The 13,102-nt window shown below is 71.9% G+C and carries 12 protein-coding genes; 4 read left to right on the top strand and 8 right to left on the bottom strand.

What is annotated here, in order from left to right:
* Nucleotides 1-77: 77 nt before the first annotated feature.
* Nucleotides 78-1,637, bottom strand: a complete 1,560-nt coding sequence (locus tag OG570_RS01205; protein ID WP_326955256.1) for a sodium:solute symporter — start codon at nt 1,635-1,637, stop codon at nt 78-80.
* Between the two features lie 16 nt (nt 1,638-1,653).
* A complete protein-coding gene (locus OG570_RS01200; RefSeq protein WP_326955255.1) occupies nt 1,654-2,862 on the bottom strand; it encodes an anhydro-N-acetylmuramic acid kinase in 1,209 nt (402 codons plus the stop codon).
* A gap of 139 nt (nt 2,863-3,001) precedes the next feature.
* Between OG570_RS01200 and ftsY the strand changes: the two genes are divergently transcribed.
* Nucleotides 3,002-4,312, top strand: coding sequence for a signal recognition particle-docking protein FtsY (gene ftsY / locus OG570_RS01195; protein ID WP_326955254.1), 1,311 nt, complete (start codon nt 3,002-3,004; stop codon nt 4,310-4,312).
* Here the strand turns inward: ftsY and OG570_RS01190 are convergent.
* Complete coding sequence (locus OG570_RS01190) at nt 4,309-5,079, bottom strand: hypothetical protein (RefSeq protein WP_326955253.1); 771 nt, start codon at nt 5,077-5,079, stop codon at nt 4,309-4,311. The genes ftsY and OG570_RS01190 overlap by 4 nt on opposite strands.
* A 54-nt stretch (nt 5,080-5,133) precedes the next feature.
* The gene (locus OG570_RS01185; RefSeq protein ID WP_326955252.1) at nt 5,134-5,700 is read right to left on the bottom strand and encodes a hypothetical protein; all 567 of its coding nucleotides are present in this window, start codon (nt 5,698-5,700) and stop codon (nt 5,134-5,136) included.
* An 82-nt stretch (nt 5,701-5,782) separates the two neighbouring features.
* On the opposite strand from OG570_RS01185, the gene OG570_RS01180 reads away from it, so the two are divergent.
* Complete coding sequence (locus tag OG570_RS01180; protein ID WP_326955251.1) at nt 5,783-6,283, top strand: GNAT family N-acetyltransferase; 501 nt, start codon at nt 5,783-5,785, stop codon at nt 6,281-6,283.
* Here OG570_RS01180 and OG570_RS01175 read toward each other — a convergent pair.
* Nucleotides 6,280-7,056 (bottom strand): IclR family transcriptional regulator, encoded by a 777-nt coding sequence (locus OG570_RS01175; RefSeq protein ID WP_326955250.1) that lies wholly within the window; start codon nt 7,054-7,056, stop codon nt 6,280-6,282. The genes OG570_RS01180 and OG570_RS01175 overlap by 4 nt on opposite strands.
* A 112-nt stretch (nt 7,057-7,168) precedes the next feature.
* Between OG570_RS01175 and aceB the strand changes: the two genes are divergently transcribed.
* Together aceB and OG570_RS01165 are read left to right on the top strand one after the other, a co-directional pair.
* On the top strand, nt 7,169-8,758 hold the full coding sequence (gene aceB / locus OG570_RS01170; RefSeq protein ID WP_326955249.1) for a malate synthase A: 1,590 nt from the start codon (nt 7,169-7,171) through the stop codon (nt 8,756-8,758).
* Entirely contained in the window at nt 8,758-9,945 is a 1,188-nt protein-coding gene (locus tag OG570_RS01165) for a DUF6986 family protein (protein ID WP_326955248.1), read from the top strand. The genes aceB and OG570_RS01165 overlap by 1 nt, the downstream gene beginning before the upstream one ends.
* Before the next feature lie 41 nt (nt 9,946-9,986).
* On the opposite strand, the gene OG570_RS01160 is transcribed toward OG570_RS01165, so the two are convergent.
* From OG570_RS01160 to OG570_RS01150, 3 genes are read right to left on the bottom strand one after another with little or no spacing between them, the layout of a single operon-like run.
* Nucleotides 9,987-11,189, bottom strand: coding sequence for a DUF2786 domain-containing protein (locus OG570_RS01160; RefSeq protein ID WP_326955247.1), 1,203 nt, complete (start codon nt 11,187-11,189; stop codon nt 9,987-9,989).
* A gap of 28 nt (nt 11,190-11,217) precedes the next feature.
* Nucleotides 11,218-11,706 carry a MarR family winged helix-turn-helix transcriptional regulator gene (locus OG570_RS01155; protein ID WP_326947135.1) on the bottom strand — a complete coding sequence of 163 codons (489 nt, stop codon included), beginning with the start codon at nt 11,704-11,706 and terminating at the stop codon, nt 11,218-11,220.
* An 8-nt stretch (nt 11,707-11,714) separates the two neighbouring features.
* A complete protein-coding gene (locus OG570_RS01150; RefSeq protein WP_326947136.1) occupies nt 11,715-13,058 on the bottom strand; it encodes a PucR family transcriptional regulator in 1,344 nt (447 codons plus the stop codon).
* Nucleotides 13,059-13,102: the final 44 nt, after the last annotated feature.

Below are 13,102 nucleotides of genomic sequence, written 5' to 3'. Positions count from 1 at the left end.
CCTTCGAATCCTCCCGCCGCTTCCCGGCGGGCTCCCGTTGACCAACACGGGCGCCCGCCGGAACCGGTTCAGAAGAATCAGGCGGAAGTGACTTCTTCGCCCACGGCGTTGGCCTCCGCGGCCTTCGGGTCGGGCGTGCGGTGGCGCAGCGAGAGCAACCCGCCGACGACCAGCGTGATCACCACGCCCAGCAGCGTGTACCAGGGGTAGGCGAGCGCGACGCGGTCGCCGGCCGCCTTGCTGAAGTCGACGCCGATCAGCGAACCGCTCTTCGCGCTGAACTTCAGGCCGAGGATCACGAACGCCATCACCACGACCGTCGCGACGAACGCGACGATCGCGTCCACCTGCCGGGCCTTCTTGATCAGCAGGCCGAGCAGGAACGCCCCGAGCAGCGCGCCGTAGGTGTAGCCGGTGATCGCCAGGCCGAGCTCGATCACCGAGTTCTTCGTGGTGGAGAACAGCGACGCGAACACCGCGAACACCACGGCCCAGATCAGCGTCCACATGCGACCGTGCTTGAGCAGCTTCGAGTCCTCGGGCGCCTTCTTGGTGAAGCGCTGGTAGAGGTCGGCCACCGTCGACGTCGAGAGCGCGTTGAGCGCCGACGCGAGCGCGCCCATGGTCGAGGCGAGCACGCCGGCGATGAGCAGGCCCGACACCCCGACCGGCAGGTCGTCGATGATGAACTTCGAGAACACGTCGTCCGGGCTCTGCAGGCCGAGCTCCGCCACGGACTTCCGGCCGTTGAACACCCACAGCATCGCCCCGACCAGCAGGAACAGCGCGAACTGCACGGTGACGATGAGCCCGCTGCCGATGAGCGCCTTCTGGCCGTCGCGCAGGCTGCGCGTGGCCATCAGCCGCTGCGCGATCAGCTGGTCGGCGCCGTGCGAGGCCATCGACAACGCCGCGCCGCCGAGCACCGCCGTCACGAAGGCGTACGGGCTGGTCAGCAGGTTCTTCGTGAAGTCGACCAGCGCGAACTTCCCGTCCGCGGACGCCTGGCTCACCCAGTCGCCCGGCAGCTTGTTCAGCAGCACGATCGCCGCCACCGCGGCACCGCCGAGGTACAGGGTCAGCTGGATGACGTCGACCCAGACGACCGCCTTGATCCCGCCGATGTAGGCGTAGACCAGCGTGAGCGCGGTCAGGATCACCACGATCACCCAGTAGTCGAGGTGGATGTTGTAGTGCCCCAGGATCACCTTGATCGGGATCGCGCCGGCGAAGAGCCGGACGCCCTCGGCGAGCAGCCGCGTCACCACGAACGTCACCGACGCGGTGCCCTGCAACCCCGAGCCGAACCGCTTGCCCAGGAAGGCGTACGCGCTCACCAGGTTGCCGCGGAAGTACCGCGGCAGCAGCACGAACGCGGCGATGACCCGGCCGATGATGTAGCCGAAGGCCAGCTGCAGGAACAGGAACGCGTTGCCGAACACCAGGCCCGGCGTACTGATCACGGTCAGCGTCGACGTCTCGGTGGCCACCACGGACAGCATCACCGCACCCCACGGCAGGCTGCGCTCCCCGACGAAGTAGTCGGCGGCCGACCGTTGTTTCCGCCCGACCAGCACGCCTATCAGCGGCATCGCCGCCAGATAGACCACGATGATGGCCAGATCAACACCCCGCATGGACTTCTCCTACTCCTCATCCGGCCTTCTCCGCGACGCGCAACCGCGTCACGGCGCCCCCCAGCGGGGCAGGAAGGGTCAAGGGCCCGGCACCCGGGACGAGGGCGCCGAGCAGGCGCGGTCCCCGCGCACCGGTCGCCGACGGCACCGTACCGGGCACGCCGCACCAGGTGAGCCAGCCCAGCAGCGCCGTCAGGTACGCCTCTTTGCCGGCGCCGGGCAGGCCGAGGTCGTCGCTGGTCTTGAGCACCGCCGAGGGCAGGTTCCGCGCGAGCGCCGTCATCAGCGCCGGGTTGGCGACGCCGCCACCGGACGCGATCACCGTCGTCACGCCGTGGTGGTGGCACTGCTCGGCGACCGTGACGGCGGTGAGCTCGGTCAGCGTCGCGAGCAGGTCGGCCGCGGCTACCGGCGGCAGCCCGGCGAGGGCGGCGTCGAGGTAGGCCGCGTTGAAGTACTCCTTGCCGGTGGACTTCGGCGCCGGGGCGGCGAAGTACGGGTCGGCGAGCAGCGCCACCAGCAGGTCGGCGCGCACCGAACCGCTCAGCGCGAGCCGCCCGTCGAGGTCGCTGCGGTGCCCGGTGACGCGGTGGGCGGCGAGGTCGAGCAGCGCGTTGGCGGGCCCGGTGTCGTAGGCGATCGCGGGCGCGTCCGCGGCGACAACGGTGATGTTCGCGATCCCGCCCAGGTTGAGCGCGGCGACCGGACGGCCGCTGTCCTCGGCCAGGCCGCGCAGCCAGAGCTGGTCGAAGGTGCTGGCCAGCGGCGCGCCGTGGCCGCCGGCGGCGACGTCCCGGGCGCGCAGGTCGGCGAGCACCGGCAGCCCGGTGCGTTCGGCGATCCACGCGGGCTGGCCGAGCTGCAGGGTGCCGCGGACGCTGCCGTCCTCGACCCAGTGGAACACCGTCTGGCCCAGCGAGGCGACGAGGTCCGCGGTGCCGCCCGCCAGCTCGACGGCCCCGCGCAGGCCGGCGTCGGCGAACGCCTGGCCGACGCCGGTGTCGAGCCGCGTCAGCTCCCCGGCGGTGCACGGGTTCGGCGGCAGCGCGGCGAGCAGGCCTTCGCGCAGCGGTTCGGGGTAGGGGACGTCGAGCTCGCCGAGCGGCGTCAGCACCACGGTGCCGTCTTCGGCGAGCAGGTCGGCCGCGGCGACGTCGATGCCGTCGACCGACGTGCCCGAAATCAACCCGATCACCCGGAAGCCGTGGCTGGCGCGTTTCCCCATCCGGAGGGGTTTAGTGCAGCGTTGCCTGTGACGCAACCCACGCCGTGAAGTCTTGGCCCAATCGGGATGTACGTCGTTACGAATTGCCTGCGTGGACGGCGGGTCCGCGGTGACGGCGGGCCAATGAAAGGATGGTGCGGTGTCGAGCTCCTGGTTCATCTTCGTAGTCATCGCGGTCGTCGTGCTGGTCGCCCTGCTGGTGACCGGCCTGCTGATCGCGCGCAAGCGCCGCATCAGCCTGGACGCCCAGCGTGAGGTCGAAGCGAAACCGAAGGGCGGCAGCTACGCGGCCAGCGGGGGCATCGCGCTCGCGCCCGGCGGCGCGGCGCCCGAGGTCGAAGAGCCGGCCGAGCACCCGGTCGACGACCGCCCGGAGACCGACGGCCAGCCCGCCGTCGGCGACGACGCCGCGGTCCCGCGCGACTCGGCCCAGCGCACGGTCCGGGACGTCAAGCTGCCGGACGCCACGCCGTCGGACACCGAGGTCGTCGAGCCGGCGCCCGTCGCCGAGGAGATCGACCCCGCGGCCGGCCGGCTGGAGCGGCTGCGCGGTCGGCTCACGAAGTCGCGCTCGATGTTCGGCCAGAGCCTGCTGGGCCTGCTCGGCGCCGGCGACCTCGACGAGGACTCCTGGCAGGACGTTGAAGACACGCTGCTGATGGCCGACCTCGGCGCGGCGACCACGAACCACATCGTCGAGCGGCTGCGCGACGAGCTGTCCCGCCGCGCGGTGCGAAACTCGGCCGAGGCCCGCGAGGTGCTGCACGAGGTGCTGACGGCGGAGCTGTCCACCGACGGCCACCGCGCGGTGCGCGCGCTGCCGCACACCGTCGATGGGCAGAAGCAGCCCGCGGTGGTGCTGGTCGCGGGCGTCAACGGCACGGGCAAGACGACGACCACGGGCAAGCTCGCGCGGGTGCTGGTCGCCCAGGGCGCCACGGTGGTCCTGGGCGCGGCGGACACGTTCCGCGCGGCGGCGGCCGACCAGCTGCAGACGTGGGCCGAGCGCGTCGGCGCGGAGGTCGTGCGCGGCAAGGAAGGCGCGGACCCGGCGGCGGTCGCGTTCGACGCGGTCAAGCGCGGCGTGGACACGGGCGTCGACGCGGTCCTGATCGACACCGCGGGCCGGTTGCACACGAAGACCGGCCTGATGGACGAGCTGGGCAAGGTCAAGCGAGTCGTCGAGAAGCAGGCGAAGGTCGACGAGGTCCTGCTGGTCCTGGACGCGACCACGGGCCAGAACGGCCTGATGCAGGCCCGGGTGTTCGCCGAGGTCATCGACGTCACGGGCATCGTGCTGACCAAGCTGGACGGCACCGCCAAGGGCGGCATCGTGTTCCAGGTCCAGCGCGAGCTGGGCGTCCCGGTGAAGCTCGTGGGCCTCGGCGAGGGTCCGGACGACCTGGCGCCGTTCGAGCCGGGTGCGTTCGTGGACGCGTTGCTGGGCTAGCGGATCCGTTTCCGGGTGGCCCAGTCGTGGACGGTGCCACCCGCCTTGAAGTGGCTGTCGTGGTGCATGCACAGTCCGTTCGCGCTGAAGGTGGAAACCGCCATGGTGCAGCGCGAGCCGCGGTGCACCACGCTCGCGCGGCACCGCGCGTTCGCCGTGGCGGTGAAGGCAGCCGGCTGCTCCGCGAGCAGCGCGGCTTGGCGCGCGCGAACCCATGAGGTCGGCAGCTGCGGCCGGTCGGGGCGCGGCGGCAGCTCGAACGGGCTTGTCCCGTCCGGCCTGCGCAGGCCGAGCCGTTCGAGCAGCTCCTTGGTCGGCGCCTCGGTGGTGATGCTGAGCTGATCGGTCCGGTTGCTGGCCACCCAGTGGCGGACCCAGCCGACGCCGTGCAGCACCGGGTTGCCGCCGAGCTGCGCGGGCGCGTCGAGGACCAGCGCGCTGATCAGGTAGTCGTCGCGTGCCAGGGTCAGGTGCGCGGTCTCGCCGAGCAGCATCGGCACCGTCACCCCGTGCGGTTCCCCGGCGGTCCCGGCCGGGGCCGTTTGGAAGGCCAGCAGCACGGGACGCCGTCCGGCGGGCACGTGCCGTACGACGATGTCGACGTCGCTGGTCACGTCGCCGATCCGGTGGCGCCGGGGATCCGGCAACGTGACAGCCCGCCGTGAACCGTCGAAGGCCCGGTCCACGGCCCGTTCGGCGAGCCTGCCGACGACCGCCGCAGCCGCGGCCTGACCCAGCCAGACGAGTGATCCGGTGAACGGTTCCAAGTCGAGCCCCCTCTCGCTCTCCTTCAGAGTCGCGAGACGGCGGCCGGATACCGGCTAGAGCCGGGAAGGCGGTAAACGGAACAACGGCGTGCCGTCCGCCTTCCGCAGTCCCAGCTGCAGCAGCACCGGCGCCGACGGGTGGTGGGCCGGGATGATCAGGGGTGACGTCCGGCGGGCGGTGACCGTCAGGCGGGACCAGCCGATGCCCTGCAGCGTCTGACCGGAGCGCTTGCGCGCCAACGGGTCGACGATCATCGCGGCGCCGAAGTAGTCGCCGCCCGGCAGGTTCACGCGGGTCGTGTGGCCGAGGACGATCGAGAAGACCGTGCCCGTGCGGCTGCCGTCTTCCTGCAGCGTGAGGATCACCGGCGTCCGGGTCCGGATCGTCAGCTGGTGCCGCACCGAGATCTCGACCGTCCCCGGCACCGACCCACCCGGGCGCGGCGGCCAGGAGGGCGGTAGCGGCGGCCCGTTGAGCGCGCGGTCGACGAGCCGGTCGAGCAGGTTCGAGGCGGCGCCCTGAGCGAGCCAGGCGAGCGCGCCGCCGGTATGGGAGTCCATGCCGTCCTTCCGCGAAAATCGGATGACGGGCGGGTGCGCGCCGAAGGAGAATCCGGGCATGCCCGGTTGACGCAGGTCCGCTCGTGCCCCTCCTCGCCCCAGACGTCCCAAAGCCGTCATTCGCCGCGAGAGAGGACCAATCATGCCCATCATCCACGGTGCGCGGGTACTTTTGCGTACCATTTCGGCAAAAGATCGCGCCCGCGTCAGCGAAATCCTCGCCACCCCGGAGGTCGCCCGCTGGTGGGGCGACGCGGCCCACGAGGTCGACGGCCTGTACGAGGTCGAGGCCGGCTACACCAGCTACGTGATCGAACTCGACGGCCTGGTCGTCGGGATCATCCAGAGCTGTGAGGAGCTGGAGCCGCAGTACCGCCACGCGGGCATCGACATCTCGCTGCATCCGGACTTCCACGGCCGCGGCCTCGGCACGGACGCCCTCCGCACGCTGGCCCGCCACCTGCTGGACAACGGCCACCACCGCCTGACGATCGACCCGGCGGCGTCCAACGAGACGGCGATCCGGGTCTACACGAAGCTGGGCTTCCGCCCGGTCGGCGTGCTGCGCCGCTACGAACGCGCCCCGGACGGCACCTGGCGCGACGGCCTGCTCATGGACATGCTGGTCGGTGAGCTGACCTAGACCGTGACCGTGGCCTGGGAGAGGCTCGCGCCCAGAGCGTCCGCCACCCGCTGCACCGCCGGGGCGATGTGCGCCACCGCCTCGGCGGTCAGCCGGCCCGACGGCCCGGACACCGACACCGCGGCCGGCACCGGCGCGCCCGGCACGGCCACCGCGACGCAACGGACCCCCAGCTCCTGCTCCGCCTCGTCCAGCGCGTACCCCTGCGTGGCGATCCGGGCCAGCTCCACGGCCAGCGCGTCCGCGTCGGTGAACGTGTGCTCGGTATAGGCCGGCATGCCGGTCCGCGAGAGCAGCGACCGCACGTCGTCCGCGGGCAGGTGGGCCAGCATGGCCTTGCCGACGCCGGTGCCGTGCGGCAGCAGCCGCCGGCCGACCTCGGTGAACATGCGCATCGAGTGCTTCGAGGGCACCTGGGCCACGTAGACGACCTCGTCGCGCTCCAGGACCGCCAGGTTCGCCGTCTCGCCGACCTCCTCGACCAGCTCCGCCAGCAGCGGCCGCGCCCAGGCGCCGAACTGCATGCTCGCGTTCTCGCCGAGCCGGATCAGCCGCGCGCCCAGCGCGTACCGGCGGTTGGTGTTCTGCCGGACGTACCCCAGGTCGACCAGGGTGCGGATGAGCCGGTGGATCGTCGGCATCGGCAGCCCGGACAGCGTCGCGAGCTCGGACAAGCTGGCTTCACCGCCGGTGTCCGCGAGGTGTTCCAGCAGCTCGAAGGCACGCTGCAGGGACTGGACGCCGCCATCGCGCCCGTTCTTCTCCGCTGCCACCGGTGGTCCTCCTTACGTCTGCGTTGAGCTTCCGCTATGCAGAAACTATAGTCCGGCTGGTAGAAAACCGTAGGGCCGTTATCCAAAGATCCGAACCCTCGAGGTGTTCCACATGTCTTCTGAAGTCCAGGTGCTGGGCGACCCGGTCGAGCGCGGCGACGAGATCCTGACGCCGGAGGCGCTCGCCTTCCTCGCCGGCCTGCACGACGCCTTCGCCGGCCGCCGCGACGAGCTGCTGCAGGCGCGCGGCAAGCGCCGCGAGGAGGCCCGCACCACCGGCAAGCTGGATTTCCTGCCGGAGACGAAGGAGATCCGCGAGGGCGACTGGCAGGTCGCCGAGGCGCCGGCCGCGCTGCGCGACCGCCGCGTCGAGATCACCGGGCCGACCGACCGCAAGATGACCATCAACGCGCTCAACTCCGGCGCGAAGGTGTGGCTGGCCGACCTCGAAGACGCCAACACCCCGCACTGGGCGAACGTCGTGTCCGGGCAGGTCAACCTGTACGACGCCGTCCGCGAGGACATCACGCTGGAGAGCGGCGGCAAGAGCTACGCGCTGAAGGACGACGTCGAGCACGCCACCATCGTCGTCCGCCCGCGCGGCTGGCACCTCGACGAGCGCGGCCTGTCCTTCGGCGGGCGCCAGGCCGTCGGCGCGCTGATCGACTTCGGCCTGCACTTCTTCCACAACGCGAAGGAGTCGCTCAGCCGCGGCAAGGGCCCGTACTACTACCTCCCGAAGATGGAGAGCCACCTCGAAGCGCGGCTCTGGAACGACGTCTTCACCCACGCCGAGAAGACGCTCGGCATCGAGCACGGCACCGTCCGCGCGACCGTGCTGATCGAGACCATCCCGGCCGCGTTCGAGATGGAGGAGATCCTCTACGAGCTGCGCGAGCACGCCTCGGGCCTCAACGCGGGCCGCTGGGACTACCTGTTCAGCATGATCAAGTACTTCCGCGACGCCGGCGAGAAGTTCGTGCTGCCGGACCGCAACTCCGTCACCATGACCGCGCCGTTCATGCGTGCCTACACCGAGCTGCTCGTGCGCACCTGCCACAAGCGCGGCGCGTTCGCGATCGGCGGCATGGCCGCGTTCATCCCGAACCGCAACGACCCGGACGTCACCAAGGCCGCGCTCGACAAGGTCCGCGCCGACAAGAGCCGCGAGGCCGGCGACGGCTTCGACGGCTCCTGGGTGGCGCACCCCGGCATGGTCGACATCTGCCGCGAGGAGTTCGACAAGGTCCTCGGCGACCAGCCGAACCAGCTGGAGCGCAGGCGCGACGAGGACTGGGATCTCTCTGCCACCGCCGACCAGCTGCTCGACGTCGCCTCGACACCGGGTGGCGCGACGGCGGCCGGCCTGCGCGCGGCGGTGGACGTCGGCATCCGCTACATCGCGTCCTGGCTGTCCGGCAACGGCGCGGCGGCGATCCACAACCTGATGGAAGACGCGGCGACGGCGGAGATCTCGCGTTCGCAGGTCTGGCAGTGGGTCAAGAACGGGACCACTTTGGACACCGGCGATGTCGTGACGTCCGAGCTGGTGCGCGGCGTGCTGGCCGAGGTCCGCGGCGAGCTGGCCGCGGAGATCAAGCCGGAGCAGCTGGAGCCGGCCGTCGAGCTGTTCGAGCAGGTCGCGCTGGCCGACGGCTTCCCGGACTTCCTGACGCTGCCCGCGTACGAGCGGATCAAGTAGTGCGGCTGTCCCAGGACGTCTACGACGCCGCCGACGCGCGCCTGGCCGAGGCCGACGCGCGCGTCGCGGCGTTGTACCCGGGGGAGCGGCCGGGGCGGCAGCCGGTGCACACGGTGTACGTCCCGGCGTCGCAGTACCGGACGCGGCTGGTCGCGGACTGGGGCAAACAGGCCATGCGGGTCTTCGTCGAGCACGAGGACCTGCTGGGCCTGGACGCCGACGTCTACGAGCGCGTCCGCGCCAAGCTGCTCACCGAGCCGATCGAGGACCTGCGGATCGACTTCGAGGACGGCTTCGGCCGCGTCCCGGACGACGTCGAGGACGCGGCGGCGCGCGCGGCCGGGCAGACCCTCGCGACCACGGGCGGCACGCCGTTCGTCGGCATCCGCTTCAAGAGCTTCGAGGCTTTGACGCGCCACCGCGGGATCCGCACCCTGGACCTGTTCCTGGGCAGCCTGCTGGAGCACGGGCCACTGCCGTCCGGGTTCGTCGTCACGCTGCCGAAGGTGACCGCGGTGGACCAGGTCTCGGTGGCCGCGGAAGTGCTGGCCCGCCTGGAATCCGCGTACGACCTGCCCGAGCGGACGTTGCGCTTCGAGGTCCAGATCGAGACGACGCAGTCCATTGTGGACGCCGACGGCACGCTGGCGGTGGCCCGCATCGTGCACGCCGCGGACGGCCGCTGTTCGGGCCTGCACTACGGCACGTACGACTACAGCGCCGGCCTCGGCATCGCGGCGGCGTACCAGAGCATGGAGCACCCGGCGGCCGACCTGGCCAAGCAGCTGATGCAGGTCTCGGCGGCGGGCACGGGCGTCCGCCTCTCGGACGGCTCGACCAACCGCCTCCCCCTCGGCGACGCGCTCCCGTCGGCGTGGGCCGAGCACCTGCGCCTGGTCCGCCGGTCGCTGGAACGCGGCTTCTACCAGGGCTGGGACCTGCACGCCCACCAGCTGCCGACCCGCTTCGCCGCGACGTACACGTTCTACCGCGAGAACTTCCCGTCGGCGGTGGACCGGTTGCGCGCGTACGCGGACAAGACGTCCGGGGGAGTGCTGGACGAACCCGCGACGGCCCAGGCGCTGGCGGTGTACCTGTTGCGGGGCCTGGACTGTGGGGCGCTCGACGAAGGTGAGCTGCCGTTCGGACGCCCGGTGCTGGAGAAGTACGCGCGTCGCGAAGTGTGAGGGTCGTGAGTGGTAATGAGGGTTCTAACCCGCATTACCACTCACGAGCCCTGAAGCCGGGCGCGGTCGGCGGCCGACCGTCCCGCGTCCCAGCCGTCCAGGTCGCGGACCGTCACCGACTTGCCCACCACCTCCGGGAACAGCTCCGTGAACGCCGCCTTCACCTTCAGCTCGTGGGACGCCAGCACCGGCAGCAGCCGGTCCGAGTCGGGCGAGGACGACAGGGTCGTCTTGGCGGCCTTCTCCAGCCGCTCGCCGATCCGCGTCGCGTAGGAGACGAGGAACGACTGCCGGAACGCGCGTGAGCGGCCGGCCGGGTCGGCGATCATCGCGCGCGTCGCCTGGACCAGCAGTGACGTCGTCAGCAGCGCGATGGCGTCCAGGTCGTTCTCGTCGCCGACGACGGTGACGAACCCCCAGCGCGGGTCGAAGACGGCCTGGCAGCGGTTCGCCGTCGCGACCACGTGGACCAGCAGCGACTTGGCGTCGAGGTACGGCGTGTCGAGCCAGAGCCGCCGCGACGCCGGCACGTCCGGGACCGACGTCTCCACCAGCACGCGGTCGAGCGCGTACCGGGTCATCAGCTCCTGCGCCTTCGCGGACAGCGCCTCGGCCTCCTCCGGGAACGAGCTCGACTCGGCCTTGGCCAGCAGCGCGCGGACCCGGCCCAGCTTCTTCTCGTCCACGGCGTGGTGGACCGGTGGCCGATAAGGCGTCCCGGGTACCGGCAGAACAGGGTTCAGCGCCGGCATCGACACCAGGAGCCCAAGGGCTTCGACGACGGTCGTCACCGCTTCGGCGGGGGTCAGGATGTGCTTCGCCGCCCACTGCGTGAAGTGCGGCTCGGACGTCGACCACCAGGCGACGGCGCCGACGTCGTCCAGCTGTTCCCGCCAGCCCGGGTGCAGGGTCGCGAACTGCCCGGCGTAGCCGGCGAGCGTGTCGAGCACGTACGAGACGGCGAACTCGTCGACCCGCCGCCGGGCCGCCTGGTCGACGTCCTCGGGCAGCCAGCCGTTGCGGCAGGGCCGGGTGATCGCCCGCCGGGCGGCCAGGTCAGCGCCTTCCGCGAGTTCCGGTGCCGGTTCGAAGCCCTTCGCGAGCCTCTTCGCGGACGCCTTGGCCGCGCCGGGAACGCCGCGCGCGACGTCGTAGGCCGCGGCGAGCAGGGCGTCGCCGAACTCCCCGGCCGTCCGGGGCGCCGGGACGTCCTCGACGGCCGCCCGGCGCTTCTGCTTACCCACTTCTCAACCCCTCGATCGGAAAGCCCGCTCAGCGCAGCCGGGGGAGGGCGTCGCGGGCCGCGTGGCTCAGCCGCCGCAGGTCGTCGGCGAACCGCTCCCGGTGCTCCTCCGGCAACGGCGAGAAGAAGTACTGCTCGATGTTCGCCACGTGCAGCCGGCTCGCACGCACCGTCGTCCGCTCGCCGAGCTCGGTCAGGCGCACCAGCTGGACGCGCCGGTCGCGCGGGTGGGCCGTGCGGGTCACCAGGCCGAGGGCCTCCATCCGGTCGACCAGCCGGGTCGCGCCGCCGGTCGTCAGCACCTGCTCCTGGGCGATCGAGCGCATCGTCAGCCCGTCGTCGCCCGCGCGCCCGACGATCAGCAGCACCTCGTACATCAGGTGGGTGATCCCGCACTCCTTCTCCAGCGCGCGCCCGAGCAGGTATTCGAGCCGGTTCGCCGCGCCCTGGAGCCGCCCGAAGGCCAGCACGCGGGGGTCGTGCCCCGCCTGCCGCGCCGAGGTGATTTCGGGTTCCACGCTCCCCATCATCCTGCTTGGTCCCCGGCGCGCAGCGCCAGGTAGACGTCGAGCTGGTCGGTGAACTCCGTCAGGTCCGCGCCGAGCAGCTCGCCGGCCCGGCCGATGCGGTAGCGCAGGGTGTTGACGTGGACGTGCAGCGCCTTCGCCGCGCGGGTCGGCGAGCCCGAGCACTCCAGGAACACCCGCACCGTGTGCACCAGGTCCGTGTGCTGCTCGGCGTCGTAGTCCAGCAGCGGCCCGAGGACGCGCCGGCGCAGCGCGGCCCGCAGCCCGTCCGGCGCCCCGGCGAGCAGCAGCTGGTGCACGCCGATCTCCTCACCCGGCACCACGACGACCCGCCCGGGGCGCCGCGACGCCACCGCCAGCGCGTAGGCCGCGACCTCGCGTGCCTCATCGCGAGGCGCGGCATCGCCGACCCCGCAGACGATCCGGCGGGCCGCGAGCAATGGCTCCACTGTGGACAGAGCCGTGAAAGCGTCCGACGGCCACCGCGCGGTCACGGCGTACGTCGTCTCGCCGCCGGGTTCGACCAGCGTCGCGTCCGGCAGCAGCTCCCGCAGGACGTCCCGGCTCTCGTCGCTGCCTTCGGTCCGCAACGCGACCACACGCACGTCGCCGGTCAGGTCGGCTTCCGACGGCTTCGCGCGCGCCCGGGTGACGCCGACGAGCCCCGCCAGCTCCTCGGTCAGCTCGGTCTGAGCGGTGCTCAGCGGCCCGCCGACGGCGATCAGCCACGGCACGGCGTGCCGGCCCTCCACCGGCGTCAGCGTCAACGGCCCCGCCGTGTCCTGTTTCGCGGCGTACCGCTGGACGACGTCCTCGACCGGCATCGGCAGCGGCGCCGTCCCGGCGACCACCCGGCCCAGCGTCGACAGCACCCAGCAGGGCAGGCCCAGCTCGGCCGACGCGCTCTCCAGCAGCGTCCCGACCGGGGCGTCCGCGGCGGCCAGCAAACGTTTGCGGGAGCTGTCGGACGCGGCCGCGAGCGCCAGCACCACCTGCTCGGTGACCACCGAGAACGACAGGTCGATCGGCACTTCGAGCAGCGGGATCCGGTGCCGTTCGCAGGCGTCGACGACGTCGTCCGGGATGCCGTCGGAGTCGGCGCCGGACGCGGCCAGCGCCGCCGCGCCGGAGCGGGCCAGCGCGGCCACGAACGGCTCGGCGTCCCCCGGCCCGCGCCACCAGAGCAAGCCGGAAAGCACCAGCTCACCGGCCGACAGGTACCGTCCGGGGTCGGGCAACTCGGTGACGTAGATGCGCGTCACCGGACGGTCGAGCAGGTCGGCCCCGGCCCGCGGGCGCAGCCGCAGTCCCGGCAGGTCCAGCAGAGTTTTCACGGTCGTCATCAGGCTTGTAGGAAAGCACAAACGCGCGGGGTTCCGCTCGGGTG

The organism is Amycolatopsis sp. NBC_01286 (genome assembly GCF_035982555.1).
GTDB lineage: Bacteria > Actinomycetota > Actinomycetes > Mycobacteriales > Pseudonocardiaceae > Amycolatopsis.
Note: the sequence above shows the minus strand (reverse complement) of the source record. Positions and strands in the feature narration are given on the sequence as shown.

Coding starts and splice junctions, on each gene's coding strand:
- OG570_RS01205 (WP_326955256.1), bottom strand. CDS start 1,637: ATGCGGGGTGTTGATCTGGCCATCATCGTGGTCTATCTGGCGGCGATG.
- OG570_RS01200 (WP_326955255.1), bottom strand. CDS start 2,862: ATGGGGAAACGCGCCAGCCACGGCTTCCGGGTGATCGGGTTGATTTCG.
- OG570_RS01185 (WP_326955252.1), bottom strand. CDS start 5,700: ATGCCCGGATTCTCCTTCGGCGCGCACCCGCCCGTCATCCGATTTTCG.
- OG570_RS01180 (WP_326955251.1), top strand. CDS start 5,783: ATGCCCATCATCCACGGTGCGCGGGTACTTTTGCGTACCATTTCGGCA.
- aceB (WP_326955249.1), top strand. CDS start 7,169: ATGTCTTCTGAAGTCCAGGTGCTGGGCGACCCGGTCGAGCGCGGCGAC.
- OG570_RS01150 (WP_326947136.1), bottom strand. CDS start 13,058: ATGACGACCGTGAAAACTCTGCTGGACCTGCCGGGACTGCGGCTGCGC.